We start from the raw sequence: 22,030 nt of genomic DNA on the forward strand, positions 1-22,030 counted from the left end.
ACCGAAAATTGGACGCACCTTCTTTTGACGGCGCCCGGCGCGCCGCTTCGCGTACCGGCATCAAGCATTTGACGAGCCGGTTGAAGCCGATCCATCTGACGCTCGCGCTGATCGTGGTCGTGGGCGCATTCATGGCAATCGGCAATGACCAGTTTCTCTCGCTGTACAACATCAATACGATTCTGGATTTCGGCGCCATTCTGCTGATTGCCGCGCTCGGGCAAATGTTCGTGATTCTGATCGGCGGAATCGATCTCTCGGTGGGCGGGACGATTTCGCTGGTTTCGGTGGTGTTTATTACGCTCGTGCATCGCATCGGTTACTGGGCGTATCCGTGCTGTCTCGCACTCGGTCTGGCGCTCGGCTATATCAACGGCGTGATTCTCACGCGCGTGAAAATTCCGTCGTTCATCGCCACGCTCGGCACGGGCGGCATCATCACGAGTCTCGCTTATCTGGTGTCGCCACGGCCCGTGAGCGCTGCGCCCGGCGATTATTCGATGCTCGATATTGTCAACGGCAACGTGTTTTCGATCAGCAACGTGTTCATTATCGGCGCGCTGGTTTTTTGCGCCGTTGCCGTGTTTCTGCGCTTCACGCGCACGGGCCGCAATATCTATTTCGTCGGCAGCAATATCCGCATGGCGTGGATGTCCGGCACCGATATCGCGCAGACGCGCAACGTGCCGTTCATGATTTCCGGTGTGTGCGCGGCGCTCGTCGGCATCATTATTTCCTCGGTGCGATTTGGCGGCGATCCGGTCGTGGGCACCTCGTATGTCCTGAACTCCATCGCGGCCGTGGTGGTGGGCGGCACGGCGCTCACGGGCGGCGCGGGCGGCGTGCTCAACGTGCTGTTCGGCACGCTCTTTCTGAGCATGCTCGACAACGGCATGAACGTGATTGGCGTGGACCAGTATTTTCAGCAGGCGATTTACGGCGCCATGATTATTTTCGGCGTGGCGGTCACGTTCGACCGCAAGAAAACGCCGATCATCAAATGACGTTTGCCTTTCCTTGAACGAGACACTCCACTATGAACGCAATGGCAACGAGAGCCGTGTCGGCCAACGGGCTGGCTGTGACTACGATGGGCCTCGGCGGCACCGGGCTGGGCAATATGTATCGCGCGACCGATCCCGAAGTGGCGACCGCGACCGTTCATGCCGCTTTCGCGCGCGGCATGCGTTATTTCGACACCGCGCCGGTCTACGGTTACGGCCTCGCCGAAACGCGTCTGGGCGAAGCCATCAAAACACTGCCTCGCAACGAGATCGTGATTTCGTCGAAAGTCGGTTATAGCCTCGTGCCGATTTCCGAGCGCGAGAAGTCGCCCGCTTTATGGGCGGACGCACCGGCATTCAGGCCGGAATTCGATTATTCGCGCGACGCGGTGCTGCGCTCGATCGAGCAGAGTTTGAAGCGCTTGGGTGTGGATCGCATCGATATGATTGCAATTCACGATCCCGACGAATCGATCGTATTCGGACCCGGTGAAGATCCCTATGCGCGCAGTCATTTTCGCGAGGCCATGGACGGCGCGTATGTCGTGCTCGACGAATTGCGCTCGCAAGGTGTGATTGGCGCCGTGGGCGTCGGCATCAATCAATGGCAGATGCTTTCGGATTTCGTGGTGGCGGGGCAATTCGATTATTTCCTGCTCGCCGGGCGCTATACGCTGCTCGAGCAGGAGCCGTTGCGCACGCTGTTGCCGCTGTGCGAGCAGCGCAATACGAAGCTCATCATTGGCGGACCGTATAACTCGGGCATTCTCGCGTCGGGGCCGGTGCAGAGCGCCACGTTCAATACGCGGCCCGCGCCGCCGTTCGTGATTGATCGCGTGCGCCGGCTCCAGCAGGTGTGCCAGCGTCATGGCGTGCCGCTGGCCGCCGCGGCGCTGCAATTCCCGCTCGGTCATCCGCTCGTGTCGAGCGTGATTCCCGGCGCGCGCAGCGTGGCCGAACTCGAAGAAAACGTGGCGTTCATGCAGCATCCGATTCCCGTCGCGTTGTGGGCCGATCTCAAGGAAGAAGGGCTGATGGAGGCGAAAGCGCCGGTGCCCGCGAGCACGTAATCGTGGCGTGACGCGCGTCTTGATTCCACAGTTGATGATTTTGTCTTCAGCGCCGTTTTGCACCGCAATGGGCACGGCGCTGTTTTAAATCTGAATGCGTCGATCGGCGCAATCGTCGGTGCGCATGCTCTGAAAGTACGCACGCGAATGCGTCCAATCGGGCGAACGATCGTTTCTCCCGCGTTTCCTTCCATCCCCCATTTCCCCGCCTCGCCGATTAAACAACCGCAGCCGCCTCTTTAACACCACCGCAACAGGTTCTTAAAACCGCTTGTCGGCGAATTATGGTTGGTATACCGTATTACGATTTTTGACCGTGCCGATGAGCCGACGCTCGCGGCCGGATTTCGATTCCCCACCTGAACAAGAAGATGCAGAACCTTTCGATCGGCAAGAAGTTGACCTCGGCGTTCTGCGTCGTCATTGCGTTTTTCCTCGTCAGCTCGGCCGTGTGCTGGTACGGCCTGGACGCCATCGACCAGAAGCAGCAGCAAAACGCCGTCTCCGTGCAGGCGCAGCGCCTCGTGAAAGACGCGAGCGCCGATTATCTGAACATCATCTGGGCGCTGCTCGCCTATAACCTCGACGGTCAGCCTGGCCACATGAAGTGGAAGGTCGATCACATCGGCGATTTCCGCACGCGCATGGCCGCGATCAAGGCGCTCGATCCCGCCGATACGGAGCGCAATCAGCTCATCGATACCGCCGTCGCGCAGTACGACGCGTGGGAAGCGAAGGTCGTCGATCCGATGCTCGCGATGCGCACGCACGTGAACGAGGGCAGCGCCACGCTCGCGCAACTGAGCGCGCTGACCGAGAGCTTCGGCAGCTATCTGGGCACGGGCGACATGATTGCCGCCGTCGATGCGCTCGACAAGGCCGAGAGTCAGCGCATCGAGGCGCGCACCGCGGAACTCGCGTCGCTGCGCCACACGATCTATCTGAGCGTGGCGCTGGCCGCCGCGTTCGCGGTGTTGTGCGCGGGGCTGGCAGGGCGCTGGCTCGTCACGGCGATCCGCGATCCGCTGTCGCGCGCCGTCGACACCGCGCAGGCGATTGCCGCCGGACGTCTCGACAGCCGCATCGAACGCAATCGCACCGACGAGACCGGCCGCCTGCTCGCGGCGATGGATGCGATGCAGACGTCGTTGCAGACCATCGTCGGTTCGGTCACGCAGGGCGTGGAAGCCGTGAAGGTTGGCGCCGCGCAGATCGCGGCGGGCAACACGGACTTGTCGTCGCGCACCGAGCAGCAGGCGGCGGCGCTCGAACAAACATCGGCGACCACGCATGAACTGACCGAAGCCGTGCGTCAGAACGCCGACAATGCGCGTCACGCGTGCGATGTCATCGTGCGCGCGATGGACGCGGTGAATGCGGGCAATACGCTGTCGAGCGATCTGATCGAGACGATGAACGAGGCGTCGGGCAGCGCGGAAAAGATCGCGACGATCACGGCGATTATCGAAGGCATCGCGTTCCAGACCAACATTCTCGCGCTCAACGCGGCGGTCGAAGCGGCGCGCGCGGGCACGGAAGGGCGCGGCTTCGCGGTGGTCGCGTCGGAAGTGCGCTCGCTCGCGCAGCGTTCGTCGACGGCGGCGAGAGAGATCAAGGAATTGATCGAGCAATCGACGATGTCGATCTCGGGCAGCGTGACGCGCGCGCACGACGTCGGCGCAACGATGACGCGTTTGCGCGCCGATATCGCGACCGCGAAGGACGTGTTCGAGACGATCGCGCAGGCCTCGAACGAGCAGAGCCGTGGGCTCGAACAGGTCAATCAGGCGATTGCGCAGATGGACCAGGTCACGCAGCAGAACGCCGCGCTGGTGGAAGAGGCGGCGGCCGCCGCGCATGCGCTCGACGAGCAGGCGGTGCGTCTGCAAGGCGCGGTGGCGGTGTTTGCGGTGTAAGACGCAGCTTGCGTTGATGACGGCGAACGTGCGGCGGTCGAATCGAAACCGCACGTCGCCAGTTCATTGAACGCGCGTCAGCGGCGCATCAGAAGTCCACCGTGGCCGATGCGAACACCGTGCGCGGAGCGCCGAGCGAGATCGTTCCATAGGACGCGACACCCGACCAGTAGCGGCGGTTGAACGCGTTGAGCAGTCCGGCGCGCAAAGTCGTGGCCTTGCCGAAAATCGACGCGCTATAGCGCGCGCCGAGATCGACCGTGGTCCACGAAGGCACGGACTGCTTGTTCGCCTGATCGAAATACTCCTGACCGGTGAAATTCACGCCGCCCGTCAGCGTCAAGCCGTGCACCCACGGCAGATCCCATTCCGCGCCCGCGTTCGCCAGCCAGCGCGGCACGCCCACGGGCCGGTTGCCGAGCGTCGCGGCGCTGTTCGTCTTCGTGAGTTCGGCGTCGAGCCACGTCACGCCGCCGAGCAGCCGCACGCCCTTCACGGGCTCGCCCGCGAACGTCAGCTCGAGCCCCTGATTGCGCTGCTCGCTGTCGACGGTGTAGACGGTGCCGTAAAGCTGGCCGCTCGGCTTCGTGATGCGGAACGCCGCGAGCGTGGCCATCAGGCTGTGGTAATCGAGTTTGACGCCCACTTCTTCCTGCTTCGCCTTGTACGGCGCGAAAACCTGTCCGGCGTTCGACGCCGTGGTCGGCGCGATGTCGCCGCGGCTCAAGCCTTCGACATAGTTCGCATACAGCGAGACATGTTCGATCGGCTTGAACAGGATGCCGACCAGCGGCGTCACCGCGCCCTTGTCGTACGACGACGATTTCGCGCCCGTCGTGGTGTTGAAATTGTCCGACTGGATCTGCTGTTGCCGCACGCCCACCGTGAGTTGCACGCGATCGTTGAGCACGCTCAGCGTGTCGCCGAGCGCGACGCCATATAGCTGCGACGACGACACTTTCGCCACGCGCGACGGCGCGGCGATGTCTTGCTGCGGACTCGCCACGGGCGCGTAGATATTCGACAGAATCGCCGAGCCGGAATTGCTGCCGTTGGCGATGCGGTCGCCGTAATAGCTCGCCATCAGCGTGAGCGCGTGCGAAACGGGACCGGTGTCGAAGTGCGCGCGCGCGCCCGTGTCGGCGCTCCATCGATTGACCTGGAATTTCCAGTTTTGCGGCGTGGAGCGCGTGTCGCCCGCGGCGTTCAGGATCGTCGGCGTCTGGTCGGAGAGGCGCGAGACATCGGTTTTCGCGGTGCCCGCGTCCGCGAACAGCGTCACGTTGTGGCTCGCGTCGTATTCGGAATGCAGCAGGACCGATTGATCGAGCGACTTCCACCATCCCCACGATTGCGTGACGTTGCGCGCGCCATCGGGCGCCGACGGCACGGCGATGCCGGTGGCGAGCAGGAACGGACGCGTGGGCGCGTCGATCCACTGATACTGCTCGATGAAATCGAGCGTCGCGCGAAAGCGCTCGCCCTGATAATCCAGCGACAGCGCGCCGACTTCCGAGCGCGAGGACTGGTTATCGAGCGGCGTGCCGCCCTGGCGGTGCAGTCCGTTGAAGCGAATGCCGAACTGGCGCTCGTTGCCGAAACGGCGGCTGAAATCGACGTGGCCGCCCACCTGCGCATCCGAGGTGTAATCGACGCCGACGCGCGTCAGATCCTGCGCGAGCGGCCGTTTCGGCACGATGTTCACGACGCCGCCCACGCCGCTGTTCGGCGACATGCCGTAAAGCAGCGCCGCCGGGCCCTTGATGACCTCGACGCGTTCGACGTACTCGGGAAAGACGTGGTAGTTCGGCACCACGCCATAGACGCCGTCGAAGGCGAATTCGCTGACGTTGCCCTCGTTGACCGGAAAGCCGCGGATAAAGAACGAATCGGTCACGCCGCCCGTCTGGCCCGTGAAGCGGATCGACGGGTCTTTGTTCAGCACGTCGGCGAGCGTGGCGGCCTGCTGATCCTGCACGCGCTTCGCGGTGTAGCTGGTCACGCTGAAGGGCATGTCCATCACGCGCTTGTTGCCGAGCAAGCCGGCGCGCGCGCCCTGAGCGACCTGGCCGCCCGCATACGCGGCGGCCAATTCATCGGGCGTGGCCTGAGCCTTGACCTCGACGGCGGGTAATGCCTGCCGCGTGTCTTTCACTTCGGCGTTGACATCGGCATCGGCCGGCACCTGCGCATGCACAGCCGGTGCGAATGACGCGAGCGGCAACAGCGCGCAATGGAGTGCGCCTGCAACGAGCGTGCGCACGGCGAGCACGGAGCGGCGCGGTCGAAGGCGTGACGGCAATATCGGATCGATGCGGCAGCCAAAATCATTCGGATTACTGATCATGTCGTGCGTTCCTCTTCTCATTCTTTTTGCGTGACCGCTGCAGAGAGCGGCTGGGAGCGTTGTTGTCGTGACGTTGCGATCGCCAGATACGCAGCGGGGAGGCCAGTCCCGCCAGCTCAACGGAATTGAGAATTATTATTATTTGTAAGGCAGTGTCAAGCACTTTCGGGTCAAATCGCAAGCTTTGTGCAGCGCTAAGTCCTTAATTTGAGAACGTTTCTCAAATCTATTGACAGTGTCTTGTAAACATCCGTGATTTCCAATCTCTTTATTGCTGTAAGATTTCTCCCCCGATTGGCTGTCCGGCCCGCCGGACGGGCGTCGGGCGGGAAATCGAGCACGTCACCGGGCAACATCGCCTAACGTTAAAAAATTTTCAGAATCGATGTCAGGGTTTGGCGGAGTCGTGCGTCTTCTTCGGTAATGGTTCTTATTTCGTTACCCGTCGGAGATGTCTTTCATGATGTGCCCCCGTTTTCCGCTCGCCACGCTGGCGGCCGCAGTCATCCTGGCCGTAGCTGTGCTCGAGGCACCCGCCGCGCGCGCTCAAACCCCCACCACCGCGGCGCCCGAGGCGCTCGCCGACTTCTCGATTCCGGCTCAGCCGCTGGGCGACGCGCTCAAGGAAGTGGCACGTCAGGCCAACGTCCAGTTGCTGGTCAAATCCTCGCTGGTGGCGGGCAAGACCTCGCCCGCCGTCAAGGGGCGCATGACGGCGAACCAGGCGCTCGGTAGCGTGCTCAAGGGCAGCGGTCTGTCCGCCGACGTTCGCGACGGCACGGTGACGGTCGCCCCCGCACCCGCCGCGCCGGTCAGCGAAACGGACAACACGCTGCCGGCGGTCGTAGTCTCTGCGGGCCCCGACGAACAGCGGCCGACCGAGCAGACGCACTCGTACACGATCAAGACGACGACGGCGGGCAGCAAGATCGCGTTATCGCCCAAGGAAACGCCGCAATCGGTGTCCGTGCTCACGCGTCAGGAAATGAACGATTTCCAGATCAATAGCGTGAACGATGCGCTGCGCCACATCACGGGCGTGACCGTCGAGCCGTACGATTCGTACGCAACCGATTTCACGTCGCGCGGTTTTCAGATCACCAATCTGCAATTCGACGGCATTGGCATTCCGCTCGTCTACACGTCGCAATACGGCGATATCGACATGGCGTTTTACGACCGCGTCGAAGTGCTGCGTGGCGCCGACGGCCTGAACGCCGAAACCGGCAATCCTTCCGCGACGGTGAACTTCATCCGCAAGCGCCCGACGTATGATTTCCAGGCATCGGCGGGCATTTCGTATGGCTCGTGGGACAAGAAGCGCGTCGACGTCGATATTTCGGGGCCGCTGAACAAAGCGGGCACGGTGGCGGGCCGCCTCGTCGCGTTTCACGAGGACGGCAATTCCTATACCGACCGTCTGAAGCCGAGCAAGGATGGTATTTACGGCGTGGTCGAAGCGAACCTGACGCCGAGCACGCTCGCGACTGCGGGCTTCAGCTATGAGTACAACCGCCTGGGCGGTGCAAGCTGGGGCGGCTTGCCGCTGCTCGATGCATCGGGAAACGCGCTCAATTACGACGTGCACGCGAGCATGGCGCCGAAATGGGCGTTCTTCAATACGCAGGAACAGCGCGCGTTCGCGGAGTTGAAGCAACAGATCGGCTCGCGATGGACGTGGAAAACATCGGCTAACTGGAGCGATATTTATAACAACGCGCGATTCTTTTATCCCTACGGTTCGCTCGAATCGGATGGATCGGGCGTCAATTCCTATACCTCGGATTACGAGTCGTCGAATCGGCAGATCGTGCTCGATTCGAGCCTGAGCGGAAAATTCGATTTGTTCGGGCGAACGCATGAACTGACGTTCGGCGCGAACTTCTCGCGCTCGGAATTTACGAATCCGTCTTCCGAAGGCGAGGGCGATGGCGTGCCGGTCAGCTACGCCGATCTGCTTGCGGGATCGTATCCGGAACCGACGTCGTGGGGCGAAAACGCGACGCGCGTGCATTATCTGGATGTGCGCCGCTCGCTTTATGCATCGTCGCGATGGAGCCTGACCGATCGCGCGCATCTGCTGCTCGGCATCAACTATACGCAGGCGGCCAGCAGCGGCGATTCCGCCGGCACCAGCTATAACCAGCAGTCGTCCGGATCGGCGCCGTATATTGGCCTGACTTACGATCTGACGCGCAACATTACCGCGTACGCCAGCTTCACCAAGATTTTCAATCCGCAGTATCAGTTGAACGTCGACAATCAACTGCTCGGACCGGCGCGCGGCCGCAGCGCGGAAGCGGGGATCAAAGGCGCGTTCTTCGATAATCGCCTGAATACCTCGTTCACGGTATATCGCATTCACCAGTCGAATATCGCTACGGAAGCGGGATTCAACGCGGACACGGGGCAATACTATTACTCCGGCGGCGACGCGACGTCCGAAGGTATTGAAGCGGAAGTTTCCGGGCAAATCACGAATGACTGGAACGTCAGCGCGGGCGCAACGATCCTGCGTGTCACCGACGACAACGGCCAGGCGACGCAGTTGTTCGTGCCGCGTAAATCCGCGCATTTGTCGACGACGTATCGTCTTCCGTACTTCGATCACAAGCTGACGGTGGGCACGAGCGTGCGTTGGCAGAGCGCCACGAGCTATGTCGACGAAGGTGTGGGCATGGCGCGCCAGGGCGCTTACACGGTGCTGGATTTCATGGCCCGTTACGACGTGAACAAGCACTTCACGATTACCGGCACGCTGAATAACGCGCTCGACAAGAAATACTGGTCGACGATGGAATACAGCTATAGCACCTACGCTGCGCCGCTCAATGGCAGCGTCAATCTTACCTGGCGCTATTGAGTGCTGAACTGCTGGCGGGCGGCGTACGTTGGTTGACGTGCGCCGCTTTGTCCGTCGTGCGGAAGCCGTTAATCGAATCGGGACCGGCGATTTAGTCGGTCCTTGTCGATAACGGCTTCCGTCACGCTCAGCGCGCTCGCAAGCCCGACATCATCGCGGCCAGAATATAACCTGCGATACGCGGATTCTCCTTGATTCGCCTTGTGCTATAGCCGTACCAGTCCCGGCCGTAGGGCACATAAACCCGCACGTTGAATCCCTGCGCGAGCAACGCGTCGCGCTGCGATTCACACACGCCCAGCAACATCTGAAACTCGAATCGTGAGCGGTCGATCTGTTCGCGTTGCAACCAGCCGGTTAGCGCATCGATCAAATGCGTATCGTGCGTTGCAATGCCGACGAACGATCCGGCCTGAATGGCGTTCGATATGTGCCGAACGAAATGCGGATTGATTGCGGCACGATCACTCGATGCGCCATCGACGAGATGCGCGGCTGCCTCCGCATAAATGCCTTTGCAAATACGCATGCGGCTTTTGCGCGCCTGAAGCGCAACGATGTCGTCGTTCGTGCGTTTTAAATACGCCTGCAAGGCGATTCCAACTGAATAGCCGTTCGCTTCGAGCGTCGCGAAAGCGTCGAGCGTCTTCTGCGTGCAATGGATGTCTTCCATGTCGATGCACGCACGAATGCCTTTCGAGGCGGCCGCATGCAATATGCGGGAAACGCGCGTCATGCATGCGGCTTCGTCGAGCAACAATCCGAGTGCGGTGAGTTTGATGGATAGCTCGGTGGCTGCATTGTCTGCGCCGAGTGCCTCGATGAGCTGGAGATAGTCGCGCGCCATCGACTCCGCTTCATCGGCCGTCGAGGCCGTTTCGCCCAGCACGTCGATGGTGGTGAGAAAACCCGCCGTGTGGAGCGCGTGAATACGCGTGCGCGCTTCGTCGAGCGTTTCGCCGGCAATATAGCGGCGGGAAATCTTGCGGATGAGCGAACGCGGAACGAGCGGGACGGCGTGCGCCGCCATCGTATTGAGAATACGCATGTTGTGGTCTCGTGAAAACGCAACCGCATGAATCGCGATCCGGAAGATCGGTTCATGCGATATCGCCGGACTTTCTTTCACGACAGGTCCGGGGCGATTGCCCAAGCCGATGCAGTGACTGCATCGATAGGGGCTTTCAGTGCGCTTTCGCGGGAGGCCAGGCAGCTGCGTACATTTTCGCGTTTCGCGTGGAGTGCGTGTTTCCAGTCTGCTGAGCGTTGCTTTCACGCCAGCTTGGTTACTTCTTTGAGCAGCGCGAATCGTAGCACGAACAGGTGGTTTTTATGGACCGATGTGTGAATCGCTGCCGCTTGCTCTATGAATTGAAATCCCGTTTCACACTGCCTCCGCAGCCTGTCTCGAACGAACAAACGCAACGACATCGGCGAGAAACGCGGCGATTGCTGTTTCGTTTTCGGGCAAGCGCAGCACGGTCGAGATTTCCGACGTTGACTTGCCAACCAGCGGAATGCGCAGAAAAGTCGAGTCGATAAAACCATCGCTCACCGTAGAGAGAACGAGCCGCAGCGAGGCCAGCATGTCATCGCCGCGGTGAGACGCATGAGCGAGCGCGATCGGTTTCCCGATCACTTCGAATCGGGAAACCATCCAGTCGATTGCATTCTTGAGTCCGCCGGGAATCGCTCTGACGTATTCGGGGCTTGAAATAATGATTGCGTCGGCGTTCGCTACGAGCTCAATGAATCGGGCTACCGGCGCCGGCAATTCCGTGCGCTCCGAGTCGGGAGAAAAAACGGGTAGCGCGTCGAGCGATGCGAAGACCGATAACGTCACGCCTGCCGGTAAATGGTCCTGCATTGCCACAAGCAGCGCGGTATTCGTGGACTCGCGGCGCGCGCTACCCGAGATGGCCAACAATTTCATGTCGATTTCCTGTCTGGACACATATCGTCCCGTTGCGGAAATCTTAACGGAAAGTCGGCAGTCCACCATCCGAACGCGCATTCCGTCTAGTTTGTTGCCTCACGCAACAAAGCCAGCAAACGGCGTTTGGTATCGACAAAGCCCGCTTCGGTCGTGCTCTCGTCGTTACGGGGCCGCGAGAGCGGAACGGCGATATCGGCGACGAGGCGCGCGGGACGTTGAGACAGCATCAGGATGCGGTCGCCGAGAAACAGTGCTTCGTCGATATCGTGCGTCACGAACACGACGGTCGTGCGAATCTTCGCCCAGATTTCGAGTAGCAGCGTTTGCATCATGCGACGCGTTTGCGCATCGAGCGCGCCGAACGGTTCGTCCATCAGCAGAATGCGCGGGCGGTTGATCAGCACGCGCGCAATTTCCACGCGCTGTTGCATGCCGCCCGACAACTGCGCGGGATAGTGTGACTCAAAACCGGAAAGGCCGACTAGTGCAAGTAGTTCGGCGGCCTCGCGCCGTCGCTCGCGCGCGCCGATGCCTTTCATCTTGAGTCCGAACGCCACGTTGTCGATCACGCGCTTCCATGGAAACAGCGTGTGCTGCTGGAACACGAGACCGCGATCCGGATGCGGACGATCGACCGCGAGATGATCGACGGCGACTTCACCGCGCGTGGCCGCAATGTGCCCCGCAATCGCACCGAGCAGCGTGGATTTTCCGCAACCGGAAGGGCCGAGTATGCAAACGAATTCGCCCGGGGCGATGTCGACATCGAGTGAATCGAGCGCGGCAATACGCGCATGCGGCGGTCCGACTTCGACGGTTAATGAACGCACGTCGATACGTCCGGCTGCGTGGGCCGCCGGCGCGCTGACGAGCGCTTCCGGTTGAATGACGGATACGGTGCTCACCGGCGTGCTCCATTGCGTCGATACCACGGCGTCAACGCTGTACCCACGCGTTTGATGAGCATACTGCTGCCCATGCCGAGCACGCCGATCAGCGCCATACCAACTACGATATCGGCGTAATTCTGCAATGTATAGGATTCCCAGGTGTAATAACCAATTCCATACTGACCGGCAATCATCTCCGCAGTCACGAGACAGAACCAGGCCGTGCCCATGCCGATAGAAAGACCCGTGAAAATCGACGGCGCCGCGCCCGGCAAAATGACTTCGGTATAGAGCGACAGCGAGTTCGTACCCAGACCGCGTGCCGTCGCGATGAGGCGCTGATCGACGGCTTCCACGCCGTGAATGGTGTTTAGCAGAATCGGAAACAGTGCGCCGATGAACGTCACGAACATCATGCTGATTTCCGAAGACGGAAACATCAGAATGGCGAGTGGAATCCACGCGACGGCAGGAATGGGACGCAGCGTTTCGAGCGGCGGCAGCAGGAGATCTTCAAGCAGCGCATACCGGCCAATCGCAAGACCGAGCACGACACCCACCACGGACGCCGCGCAGAAACCGGCCAGCACGCGCGTGAGGCTCGCGGCCAGATGCATGGGCAGTTTCGGTGAATGGAGCAAGGTCCACAGCGCGGGAATGGCGTCGGCGGGCGAGGGCACGTTCGCGAAGGTGATGAAGCCCAGTGAGAGATGAACGTGTACGGCCGCTTGCCAGAGCGCGACGAATAGCAGGATCGCGCCTACACGTCGCGTATAGCGGCGTGTCGGTGCGCCGCGCAGCGTAGTGGCGCCACTCAGCGTGGAGTCTGGAGCGACCGGGCCGCGTCGGCCCGTGAGGTCGAGCATGGCGGACATGCGGATTCCTCGTAAATGAAAATGTTCGACGGGGACGGAAACCGACGCGGTCAGCGAGACGCAATGGCCTGCTGCGCGCCGGAAACGGCCGCGGTGTAATCGACGACCGCGCCCGACGTCTGTTGCGCGTAGGTATCCGCGCCCGACTTCTGCAGAAAGGCGGTGACGCCGCCGCGCGCATCGCGCACATACCAGGCATCGGACGCAAAGAGCTTCTGTCCGCTGTCGTGATCCTGCACGTAGACCGCGCGCGGCTTGCTGCCGGATTGTTCGAGCTTGGCAAGCGCGGTAAACGCTTCTGCGGCGCTGGCGTAATTGCGCACGTGCGCTTCATTGCCGAGCCAGATTTGTGCGACCGCGTGGAAGTCGCGAATGGGTTTGCTGGTAATCGCGTCGTTTGCGACGAGCGGCTGACGCGCGTAGTTCTTCAACGCGGCGTCATAGTCGAGTCCCGACTCCTTGAACGCCTGACGAATGTAGCGGTCGTCGATAAACGTATTGGCGTCGAGATTGACATCCGTTTTCTTGAGCAACTTCAGCGTGTCGATCGCCGTAACCACGGCCTGACGGTATTCGGGTTTCCATGTGAGATCGCGAGTCTGCAGACCGAGCGGACCGTGATAGAGATAGTCGACCGGCGCATCGATGCCTGTCGTTTTTTCGATCAACAGGCTGTATTTCTCGGGGTCTTCTGCGATCAGGCGATTTGCCTCAATGGCGGCGCGCAGATACGCGACGACGACCTCGGGGTACTTCTGCGCGTAAGCGGCGTCGACGAGCGCGCCGTGAAAAGTCGGTGTATGGCTTTGTGCGCCGTCGTAGATCTTGCGCGCGATGCCGCGATACGGGAACAGGTCGGCGAACGGCACGAAGTCGGCATGTGCGTCGATCTTGCCGGCCTTCAGCGCGCTGCCGGCCACTTCTGGCGCTTGCGTGATGATGTTCACGTCGGTATCCGGATTCCAGCCTTGCGCCTTGATTGCGCGAAGGAGCATGCCGTGCGCGGTCGAAGCGAAGGGCACGGAAATCGTCTTGCCTTTCAGGTCGGCGAGCGAGTGCACCGGTGAATTGACGGGCACGACGATGCCGTTGCCGCTGCCATCCGTACTGCCTTCGAGCACGGAGATGAAGATGCTTTTACGGCCGGCTTTTTCGAATGCCGCGCCGTTGAGCGAGCCCGGAAAATCCGCCATTGCGCCGAAGTCGAGTTTGCCCGCCACCATTTCATTCGTGAGCGGCGCGCCGGAGGTGAAGTCTTTCCATTCGACGTCGTATTTCACGTTCGCGTATTTGCCGGTGTGCGGCAGATATTTATCGAGCAGATGCAATTCGCGGATCAGCAGGCCGCCGGTCGCGCAGTTAATCGTGGTGTCCTGCGTGCCGATTGCAACGCGAATGGTCTCGGCGTGAGCAGTCACCGCGGCGGAGAGCAGCAGCGGCACGGCGAGAAGACAAAGGAGCCGTTGGCGTGTTTTCATGGCTGATCGGGCAAGTAGTGTGGGTGGTGGCGTGTGGAAATATTCCTGGCTCCTCGTCGGGAACGCAGGTGGGTGTTGGCGAGACGATCATCGGGCGGCTGGTGCGCGGTAGCCGATTCGCCTGCAACAGGTTTCGCTTGTCATAACAAGATGAGAGGCAGACTACTTTGACTTTTATCCGCGACAAACTAACTAATTCAGATATCTATTTCGCGTGATATCGGTGAATTATGTTGGGTTGTGAAATGCGATGTTGTGGCGGCGGTGGGGTGTGTTGGTGATGCGGAAAGGCTAGGCGCGGAGGGCACAGATTGGTGTGTGCTGGAGAGTATCTACGGCACTAGACGATTATTGCGTCGTTTAGCCGTTTGCTAACGTGAGCACATTCGGTGGCGCTTCGTGGCGGTAGCGAGTGCTACGTGGGAGGCGGGAATCGACCATCCCGGTCGTCCGGTTGCTTGAAAGCGCAGTCACTGCATTGGCTCATTGGCTTCCAACATCGGCTCGCCGTCCTTACCGATTCGTGTGCGCTGCAGTTGCAATAGTCGCTTCACGATTTTTCAAGAACTGCACGTCAGGCCGTCTCGCTATCTATTTAGCTGGCCAGATCGGACGCAAAGCAAATCAGGTTGCCGTCGAGATCGCTGACGATCAGGCTGCGCATGGCCCAAGGTTCGTCGCGCGGCCCCTGCCAAATATGTGCGCCAGCTGCTTGCAGTGAATAGTGCAGGGCGTTGACGTCGGAGACCTCAATGAACGCGCTTAACAGATCCTCGCCGGCGGAGTGATCGATTACAGGTCTGGTCACATGGCGGATTGCTAGAATCGCCTCATCACGCGCCACATGAGCATAAAAAGGGGTTTCGCCGTAGACGAACAATGGGCGGAAGCCGAGCGGTCCCGTGTAGTAGGCGAGTGCCGTCTGGAAGTCTTTGACGAAGATGTTCGGAATGGCCTGTTTCAACATTGCGATCTCCTTGCACTTTCCAGCGGCGAGTTTTTCCTTCGGCCGTCAACATGGCATTCAGCCCACGCGGCGGCTAGACCAGCGGAGGCTCACCCCCGAATCATGACGTGTTCGAATCAGGCTAAGGCGCAGACCATGTGCGTCATCGTACGCCTGGCTGCGCTGGTGGTGTCAATGTTCATTAGGGGCTAGCGGTCCCCTGTACACTCGGAAGCGGACATTGCATTGGCTTGCTGTAGAGCGACGGCTTCGGGTCGGTTCAGGGCGGCCGTTTCGGGCTGTACTCGGCCAATACCTGTCGTTCCCGAAATTCACGAACCAGTCATTTGAGCGTCGGCTTGGCATGAGGCAGCGGTCGTCCATCGTCGGCAAATTGCTTTCCTCGAAGGCGGCCTGACGAGTGACTTTAGGGCTGTAACAACGCTTGCATCTTGTGGCTCGTCGCCGCGGAAAGGTGTTATCGTGCCGACGCGGTCGCGTACGGCGACTCGCCATGGACGCCGCCGGGATTGTCTGTTGTGCACCAGCCAGCGGCTCGGCGTTGCTGAGAAGCCGCGCCAGTTTATTTCTCTTTCGCAAATGGCCCGCATAGTCCCTATCATGAATGAAGTAGGAACGGCGTGTGCGTCCTGCTTTGCTGTGCCTTTCGTGCGCTGCCCCACGTATTCTGCCGACGAATTCGGGAAAACTCATGCAGAAGGCGTCGGTTCCAATGGCGGTATTTAAGCATTCTGTGAACTGAAGGAGACGGCAATGGCGACTGATTCTTACCTTACTCCTGAAAAGACGGGCTGGTTCGTGGTTACGGAAGATCACGGCCGCTATGTGCTGCGCGTGCATGCCTCCTCCGATGGTCCGACCGACCTTATTTGGCGCGGCCGGGTGGGTCTCTTCCAGTTGCTTCGATTCGTTAAATCGCTGGCGCACGGTGGCTCGGTGTCTGCCGAAACGCAAACAGCAGACTCCATCCTGGAAATGTCCGACGTAGCTGACGAGCGAGATCTCATATCGCAACTCGAAGCACACGGCATCGAACGCGCGGCGCTCCAGTATGTAGTGTTCACTTTGAAGCGCCGGGTGTGGCAACGCGATGAAGGGAATCAAGGGATAAGCATAGGTGCTCGGGTAGACCTCGGAAGGATCGATACGGTCGACACGCGCGTGGAGAACGCGCCGGATGATATTGAACTCACACTGCCCAAGTCGCAGTTGGAAGAGGATTCGCCGAACATCGCGGAGTTTATCTATCAAACGAATCGTTATCCCGTGTCACAAGAAACCGCATTGACCAGCCTCCGGCTGGTTTCGGAGGCACTTTCCTAACAAGAGACCTGTCGGGGAGACTTCTATGCCGACGTTCTACTTCGGGCAAATTACGCTTATCGCGGAGTTGCGCCAGAATAACGTAGCCACACTGACGGTTACCAAAGGTAACAACGCAGTCAACGCAATTGGCGGAACGTCACGAAATTCAAAGAACCGTGATATCAAAGTCGAGCTGGAAATTCCTTACTCTACGCGCGCCACCTTCAACGGCACATTAGAGTTCGATGACAAGACCGGCGGAAAACGACCAGATTACGAAGCGTTCATAAAGAACGCCAGCACAAGCCCGGCGCTTTGGGATTTTAGGGATCTATTGGTGGATTCCAGTGCGCCGTCTGCCCACGCTGAGATCTCGATAATGAAAATTGAATTCCGGGGACAGTGTCCTGGGGATACATGGCGAGACCCGACAATCGGAATGAACTTTAACGGCACGCTGCCGTTTACTGTCGCGTGATGTCTGGCCAGATCCTGCTTGAACTCGCTCCCCCTCTGTTTGCTCTGTTGTTAGAACTCGTTTCATTTCCCAGAGATTATTACTTGGCGTCCGTAGCCGAAAAACTCTTGGATGATCCCGATGTCAGCCCATATGTAGTAAAAGATCAGCCAGGAGTGCCTGAAGAATCTAGCATAAGAAAGCGTCTGAAGGATTCAGTTGCGGAAGCTTGCCGCGGATCTATCTGCGTTTATAGCGTGGCTCCTACATTGATTGCCGTCGTTGCGACGCTCGTCACCCTGAGGACGCTTACTTGGGTAATAATCGGTTTATTTTACACGGTCGGGATGATCATTTTTTTTCTCGCATTTTTCACCGGGCAGGCCGTGCATGAAATGGAAAATGAAATGACTTGGCCGGTCAATGCGAGAATCACCAATGCTCAGTTCATTCGATACTGGATCATTCTAACCAACTTGGCACTGGCGGCGATTATATTTATGTTCCATCCGAGCGATGGAAAAGAGGTGTTGAAAATTCCGGATAATTATCCGGCACGTCAAGCTATCCCCGGTCAAGCTAATGGAATAGATTCGCCGTCGGCCGCTGATCACAATTTAATGACTAAAGAAGCACTGGCTGCATCATGCCCTACACTTGTGCCGGCAGCGCCAGTGAGTGCGACAGCAAGTGAACCTTTACTAGAACCTCATGCAGCGAACGACAAGCGGATGGGTGAGAAATCGCACGTATTCGTGAGGAATAAAATAGATCATTCCGCAGCACACGACGTTCACGGCACTGCAAAGTCATCGGCTTGTAAGTGATGCCCGATCCACTTACCGAAAGCGAAAACACAAATCGACTCACCGGTGCCTTCCTCGGTTTACTTTCCATTCGTTTTGTCATGCTTAACAATGTAACCTTTGTTCGGCACTGACAGTCGCATTCATGCGCCAGCCTTGAAAGACTACGTGTGTGACATCTTCCAAGTTAAAGGCGGAGTAAGTGACTATTATGTACTCGGAGACGTCGAACACGCCGAACTGAGAAGGGAGCACCGTCAAAAAACGAAGAACCCGAGGTTTAAACCGGTCCCGATTGGTTATCGGATGTCTCGTATGAGAAAGAAGGCTGAGTGAACGCACATTGATAGTTTGCAATCTAATGCAGCGCAAACGTCGACTTCGGCCCGAGGACTTGTCCTAACGGGTGCCACGCCGAACGGCCGCTGCGCGCCGGGAGCTGCCTTTGATTCTGTGCGCGCTTGACGGGCGGTTCAAGGTCGCTCTCAGCCATTCTGCACCATCAAAAACCCGCACAAACCCCGCAATCAACAATCAGCCTCCCCAGCAAAAAACATCAAAACACCGCCCCCGAAAGCGCATTCGCCGCCGCCTTCACACTGCTCTCAACCTTAGCCCGCAAGTCCGCATCGACTGAAAAAGCCGTATTCGGCCCGGCAACACTCAGCGCCGCGAGCACTTCGCCGCGCGTGTCGCGTACGGCGACCGCGCAGGAGTCGATCCCCGCTTCGAGCCCGGAAAAACTCCACGCACAGCCCTTCTCGCGCACCGTATCGAGCGTGCGTTCAAGCACGTTCCAATCGGCCGGCGCATCAACATCCGGCTGATTCGCATAACGCGCACGCAGCGATTCACCATTCGCCGACGCCAGCATGGCCAACCCCGGCGTCGCGCGATGTGCGGGCAGACGGCTGCCCACACGAATGCGCGTCACGAGCGGCGTATCAGGCGTTTCGCAAATCAGATAAACAATCTCCGCGCCCTCGAGCACGGCGAGAAATGCCGAAAGCCCGGTCTGTTCGACGAGCCCCGGCAGAATCTGGCGCGCGCGCGCCGTGAGATCGGATGCGCCGAGCGCGCTCGCGGCGAGCGTCAGAAACGGCAGGCCGAGCCGATGCGAGCCGCCCGCCGGGTGCTCCTGAATCAGCTCCGCCGCCTTGAGCGACTCGATGAGCCGCATCACCGTGACCCGGTTCACGCCGATCTGCCGCGCGACGTCGCTGAGGTTGGCCGTCGAGCCGCCTTCCGCGATGTAGCGCAGCAGACGAAACGCCCGCTCGACGGGGGATCTGGCCGCGTCGGCGGCAGTGGGGGAAGACGTATCCGTACGCATCTGATCCTGTTGAAAAGCGTGCCGTTATTGCGCAGTTATTGCAGCGGCACCGTCCACGCATCGTAGCCATAGACCCAGTCGGCGTTGCCGCCGCTCTTGAGCCAGTTGTTGCCGCGCGAGCCAATCTGCACGCGCGCCGTGCGTTCCTGGCGCGCACGCGCATAGCGCGCGAGCGCGTCGTCGAGTCCGGCGGGCGCCACGTCGGTCAGCGCGCGCGAGAGCACCACGGCATCCTCGATCGCCATGCCCGCGCCTTGCGCCATGAACGGCATCATCGGATGGCAGGCGTCGCCGAGCAGCGTCATGCGCGCGCCGCTCCATTGCGGCAACGGATCGCGAATATACAACGCCGAGGCGAGCACCGTGTCGCAAGCGTCGAGCAGCGCGCGCGCTTCCGGGTGAAACGCGGCATAGGCGCGGCGCAGCGCGTCGGGGTCGCCGGGCAGCGTCCACGATTCGTTGGTCCAGTCGCTCTGCGACGTGGTCGCGAACACGAACACGTCGCGGCCGCGGTTGAGCGGGAACGTGACGATCTGCAGGTCGTCGCTCGGTCCCCACCATTTCACGAACGCGCCCGTGTCGATGCCGCTCAGGCGCTCGACGGGCACGACCGCGCGATACGAGACGATGCCCGTGAACTGCGGATGCTCCGCGCCGAACAGATGGCGGCGCACGCCCGAGTGAATGCCGTCCGCGCCGATCACGAGGTCGAACGCGTGCGTCGTGCCGTCCGCGAGCGTGATCGTGGCCGCATCGGCCTCCTGCGCGAACGAGACCGTGCGCTGACCGAGGTGCAGCACGCCCGGCGCGAGCGCGGCTTCTAGCGCGCTCATCACGTCGGCGCGATGCATCGTCAACTGGGGCGCGCCGTACTGGCGTTCCGCTTCGTCCGACATGGCGAGGCGCGAGGTTTCCTCGCCCGTGTCCCACATGCGGCTGATGCGGGCGTTGGGCCGCGCGGCCGTCTCGCGCAGTTGTTCGCCGACGCCGAGCCCGTCGAGCGCGCGGACCGCGTTCGGCGTGAGATTGATGTCCGCGCCCACGCGCCCGAAGCGCTCCGCCTGCTCGAACACCGTCACGCGATGCCCCGCGCGGTGCAGCGCGATCGCCGCTGCCAGTCCGCCAATTCCGCCGCCCACCACTCCAATTTTCAGCATGTCTGTCTCGTCCGTCCGGTTGCTCGATAGGTCTTGATATGTTCAAAAATGAACAGATAGAACATAAATGAACCGACATTCTGCGGCGGAAGATTTTTGACATCAAGCAAAAAATGCAGCAATTGACACGACAGGATGGGGTCAGGGCGCGCGATCACGTTTGAGACGATCGGCGACTTTTTTGGATTTTGGGGAAGTTGTAAGCGCGCAGGCCGTCGCCAAAAATGCACTCATCGACGGCCGTGCACTGCAGTCGCATGACGCCGCGTTTCCAACGAGTGAGGACACAAGACATGTTGAGCGCTGAAAAAAACCGGTTGCTGACCGAGGTGGGCCCGGGCACCCCGATGGGAGACTATCTGCGCCGTTACTGGCATCCGGTGGCGGGCGTCGCGGAATTCGACGACAAGGCGGTGCGTCCCATTCGTCTGTTCGGCGAGGACCTCGTGCTGTTCAAGGATCTGAGCGGCACGTTCGGGCTGGTGCAGCGCCGCTGTCCGCATCGCAACGCCGACCTCGCGTTCGGTTTCGTCGAGCAGTGCGGGCTGCGCTGCGCGTATCACGGCTGGGAGTTCGATGCGAGTGGGCAATGCACGCATCAGCCGTTCGAGGAGATCGTCGACGTCGATGCGCGCCTGCGTCAGAAGACGAAAATCACGGCGTACGAAGTGCGCGCGAAGGCGGGCATGATCTGGGCGTACATGGGCGCTGCGCCCGCGCCCGAACTGCCCGACTGGGAGCCGTTCAACTACGCGAACGGTTTCGCTCAGGTCGTGATGGCCGAGATTCCGTGCAACTGGTTCCAGTGCCAGGAAAATTCGATCGATCCGATCCATTTCGAGTGGACGCACAACAACTGGACTTCGCGTCAGCAGGACAGTCACGCCGAACACGTGCCCACGCATCTGCGCACGCAGTACGAGGAGTTCGAACACGGCTTCGTCTACAAGCGTCTGCGCGCGCATGAAAACGAAGAGAACCCGATGTGGACCACGGGCCGCGTGACGCTCTGGCCGAACGGTTTCTATCTCGGGCATCACTTCGAATGGCGCGTGCCGATCGACGATCAGAACACGCTCAGCATTCTCTGGGTGCTCAACAAGGTGCCGAAGGAGCGCGAGCCCTATGTGCAGGAGCACATTCCCGCGTGGTACGGGCCGCTGCGCGACGAGCAGGGCGAGTGGATCACCTCGCATGTCGCGAATCAGGACTTCGCCGCGTGGGTCGGTCAAGGCGCGATCACCGATCGCACGAAGGAAACGCTCGGTGCGAGTGATCGCGGCATCGTGATGCTGCGCCGGCGCTTCTTCGAGGAACTCGAAGCGGTGGCCGCGGGCAAGGCGCCGAAGGGGCTCATCACCGATCCGCAGGCGAACCACAACGTGTTCCTGCCTTCGGCGTGCCGCGACGAGATGATGAACGGGCTGTCGCGCGAGGCGCTGGCGGCGCATCCGCTGCTGGGTGCGTATCTGCGCGATTTCATCGGCCAGTATGGTCAGCCGGAAGCCGTGCGCGAGGCGTATGAAGCCGCGATCGGTCAGAAGGTCGAGCGCGCGCGATTCTTCTCCGTGCATGGCGTGCGTGCCGCCGACGCGACCGAGAGCGACGAAGCTGCCGCTTGACGCC

General features: G+C 60.4%; 17 protein-coding genes. 8 read left to right on the top strand and 9 right to left on the bottom strand.

Going from position 1 to position 22,030, the window contains the following annotated elements:
- Positions 1-8 precede the first annotated feature (8 nt).
- From G3N97_RS01745 to G3N97_RS01755, 3 genes are all read left to right on the top strand, one after another.
- On the top strand, positions 9-1,004 hold the full coding sequence (locus G3N97_RS01745) for an ABC transporter permease (protein ID WP_205991612.1): 996 nt from the start codon (positions 9-11) through the stop codon (positions 1,002-1,004).
- Positions 1,005-1,045: 41 nt separating this feature from the next.
- Entirely contained in the window at positions 1,046-2,074 is a 1,029-nt protein-coding gene (locus G3N97_RS01750; RefSeq protein WP_241030307.1) for an aldo/keto reductase, read from the top strand.
- A gap of 371 nt (positions 2,075-2,445) precedes the next feature.
- Positions 2,446-3,990: a methyl-accepting chemotaxis protein gene (locus tag G3N97_RS01755; protein WP_205991613.1), complete on the top strand. Its 1,545-nt coding sequence runs from the start codon at positions 2,446-2,448 to the stop codon at positions 3,988-3,990.
- Positions 3,991-4,078: 88 nt separating this feature from the next.
- On the opposite strand, the gene G3N97_RS01760 is transcribed toward G3N97_RS01755, so the two are convergent.
- Positions 4,079-6,262, bottom strand: coding sequence for a TonB-dependent siderophore receptor (locus G3N97_RS01760; protein ID WP_346778000.1), 2,184 nt, complete (start codon positions 6,260-6,262; stop codon positions 4,079-4,081).
- A 535-nt stretch (positions 6,263-6,797) separates the two neighbouring features.
- Between G3N97_RS01760 and G3N97_RS01765 the strand changes: the two genes are divergently transcribed.
- Complete coding sequence (locus G3N97_RS01765) at positions 6,798-9,200, top strand: TonB-dependent siderophore receptor (RefSeq protein ID WP_205991615.1); 2,403 nt, start codon at positions 6,798-6,800, stop codon at positions 9,198-9,200.
- A gap of 127 nt (positions 9,201-9,327) precedes the next feature.
- Here the strand turns inward: G3N97_RS01765 and G3N97_RS01770 are convergent, their stop codons facing one another.
- The 6 genes from G3N97_RS01770 to G3N97_RS01795 all read right to left on the bottom strand — a co-directional run bounded on the left by G3N97_RS01770 (position 9,328) and on the right by G3N97_RS01795 (position 15,346).
- On the bottom strand, positions 9,328-10,476 hold the full coding sequence (locus tag G3N97_RS01770; protein ID WP_346778001.1) for a proline dehydrogenase family protein: 1,149 nt from the start codon (positions 10,474-10,476) through the stop codon (positions 9,328-9,330).
- A 108-nt stretch (positions 10,477-10,584) separates the two neighbouring features.
- Positions 10,585-11,133: an NADPH-dependent FMN reductase gene (locus tag G3N97_RS01775; RefSeq protein ID WP_241030308.1), complete on the bottom strand. Its 549-nt coding sequence runs from the start codon at positions 11,131-11,133 to the stop codon at positions 10,585-10,587.
- 86 nt (positions 11,134-11,219) lie between these two features.
- Positions 11,220-12,023 carry an ABC transporter ATP-binding protein gene (locus G3N97_RS01780; RefSeq protein ID WP_346778002.1) on the bottom strand — a complete coding sequence of 268 codons (804 nt, stop codon included), beginning with the start codon at positions 12,021-12,023 and terminating at the stop codon, positions 11,220-11,222.
- A gap of 14 nt (positions 12,024-12,037) precedes the next feature.
- Complete coding sequence (locus tag G3N97_RS01785) at positions 12,038-12,901, bottom strand: ABC transporter permease (RefSeq protein WP_205991618.1); 864 nt, start codon at positions 12,899-12,901, stop codon at positions 12,038-12,040.
- 50 nt (positions 12,902-12,951) lie between these two features.
- Positions 12,952-14,379, bottom strand: a complete 1,428-nt coding sequence (locus G3N97_RS01790; protein ID WP_205991619.1) for an ABC transporter substrate-binding protein — start codon at positions 14,377-14,379, stop codon at positions 12,952-12,954.
- Between the two features lie 595 nt (positions 14,380-14,974).
- A complete protein-coding gene (locus tag G3N97_RS01795; RefSeq protein ID WP_205991620.1) occupies positions 14,975-15,346 on the bottom strand; it encodes a VOC family protein in 372 nt (123 codons plus the stop codon).
- Positions 15,347-16,099: 753 nt separating this feature from the next.
- On the opposite strand from G3N97_RS01795, the gene G3N97_RS01800 reads away from it, so the two are divergent.
- The 3 genes from G3N97_RS01800 to G3N97_RS01810 are packed head-to-tail and all read left to right on the top strand — an operon-like array spanning position 16,100 to position 17,935.
- Complete coding sequence (locus G3N97_RS01800) at positions 16,100-16,669, top strand: hypothetical protein (protein WP_205991621.1); 570 nt, start codon at positions 16,100-16,102, stop codon at positions 16,667-16,669.
- A 25-nt stretch (positions 16,670-16,694) separates the two neighbouring features.
- Positions 16,695-17,129 carry a hypothetical protein gene (locus G3N97_RS01805; RefSeq protein ID WP_205991622.1) on the top strand — a complete coding sequence of 145 codons (435 nt, stop codon included), beginning with the start codon at positions 16,695-16,697 and terminating at the stop codon, positions 17,127-17,129.
- Positions 17,129-17,935: a hypothetical protein gene (locus tag G3N97_RS01810; RefSeq protein ID WP_205991623.1), complete on the top strand. Its 807-nt coding sequence runs from the start codon at positions 17,129-17,131 to the stop codon at positions 17,933-17,935. The genes G3N97_RS01805 and G3N97_RS01810 overlap by 1 nt, the downstream gene beginning before the upstream one ends.
- Before the next feature lie 535 nt (positions 17,936-18,470).
- Here the strand turns inward: G3N97_RS01810 and G3N97_RS01815 are convergent.
- Positions 18,471-19,247 carry an IclR family transcriptional regulator gene (locus tag G3N97_RS01815; protein WP_205991624.1) on the bottom strand — a complete coding sequence of 259 codons (777 nt, stop codon included), beginning with the start codon at positions 19,245-19,247 and terminating at the stop codon, positions 18,471-18,473.
- A gap of 35 nt (positions 19,248-19,282) precedes the next feature.
- Entirely contained in the window at positions 19,283-20,404 is a 1,122-nt protein-coding gene (locus G3N97_RS01820) for an FAD-dependent monooxygenase (protein WP_205991625.1), read from the bottom strand.
- Between the two features lie 293 nt (positions 20,405-20,697).
- On the opposite strand from G3N97_RS01820, the gene G3N97_RS01825 reads away from it, so the two are divergent.
- Positions 20,698-22,026 (top strand): aromatic ring-hydroxylating dioxygenase subunit alpha, encoded by a 1,329-nt coding sequence (locus G3N97_RS01825; RefSeq protein ID WP_205991626.1) that lies wholly within the window; start codon positions 20,698-20,700, stop codon positions 22,024-22,026.
- Positions 22,027-22,030: the final 4 nt, after the last annotated feature.

The sequence above is a fragment of the Paraburkholderia sp. Ac-20347 genome (assembly GCF_017104805.1).
GTDB lineage: Bacteria > Pseudomonadota > Gammaproteobacteria > Burkholderiales > Burkholderiaceae > Paraburkholderia > Paraburkholderia tropica.

Excerpts from the sequence above, each read along its gene's own strand:
- G3N97_RS01750 (WP_241030307.1), top strand. The coding sequence starts at position 1,046 with ATGGCAACGAGAGCCGTGTCGGCCAACGGGCTGGCTGTGACTACGATG.
- G3N97_RS01755 (WP_205991613.1), top strand. The coding sequence starts at position 2,446 with ATGCAGAACCTTTCGATCGGCAAGAAGTTGACCTCGGCGTTCTGCGTC.
- G3N97_RS01765 (WP_205991615.1), top strand. The coding sequence starts at position 6,798 with ATGATGTGCCCCCGTTTTCCGCTCGCCACGCTGGCGGCCGCAGTCATC.
- G3N97_RS01775 (WP_241030308.1), bottom strand. The coding sequence starts at position 11,133 with ATGAAATTGTTGGCCATCTCGGGTAGCGCGCGCCGCGAGTCCACGAAT.
- G3N97_RS01785 (WP_205991618.1), bottom strand. The coding sequence starts at position 12,901 with ATGTCCGCCATGCTCGACCTCACGGGCCGACGCGGCCCGGTCGCTCCA.
- G3N97_RS01790 (WP_205991619.1), bottom strand. The coding sequence starts at position 14,379 with ATGAAAACACGCCAACGGCTCCTTTGTCTTCTCGCCGTGCCGCTGCTG.
- G3N97_RS01795 (WP_205991620.1), bottom strand. The coding sequence starts at position 15,346 with ATGTTGAAACAGGCCATTCCGAACATCTTCGTCAAAGACTTCCAGACG.
- G3N97_RS01800 (WP_205991621.1), top strand. The coding sequence starts at position 16,100 with ATGGCGACTGATTCTTACCTTACTCCTGAAAAGACGGGCTGGTTCGTG.
- G3N97_RS01805 (WP_205991622.1), top strand. The coding sequence starts at position 16,695 with ATGCCGACGTTCTACTTCGGGCAAATTACGCTTATCGCGGAGTTGCGC.
- G3N97_RS01810 (WP_205991623.1), top strand. The coding sequence starts at position 17,129 with ATGTCTGGCCAGATCCTGCTTGAACTCGCTCCCCCTCTGTTTGCTCTG.
- G3N97_RS01815 (WP_205991624.1), bottom strand. The coding sequence starts at position 19,247 with ATGCGTACGGATACGTCTTCCCCCACTGCCGCCGACGCGGCCAGATCC.
- G3N97_RS01820 (WP_205991625.1), bottom strand. The coding sequence starts at position 20,404 with ATGCTGAAAATTGGAGTGGTGGGCGGCGGAATTGGCGGACTGGCAGCG.
- G3N97_RS01825 (WP_205991626.1), top strand. The coding sequence starts at position 20,698 with ATGTTGAGCGCTGAAAAAAACCGGTTGCTGACCGAGGTGGGCCCGGGC.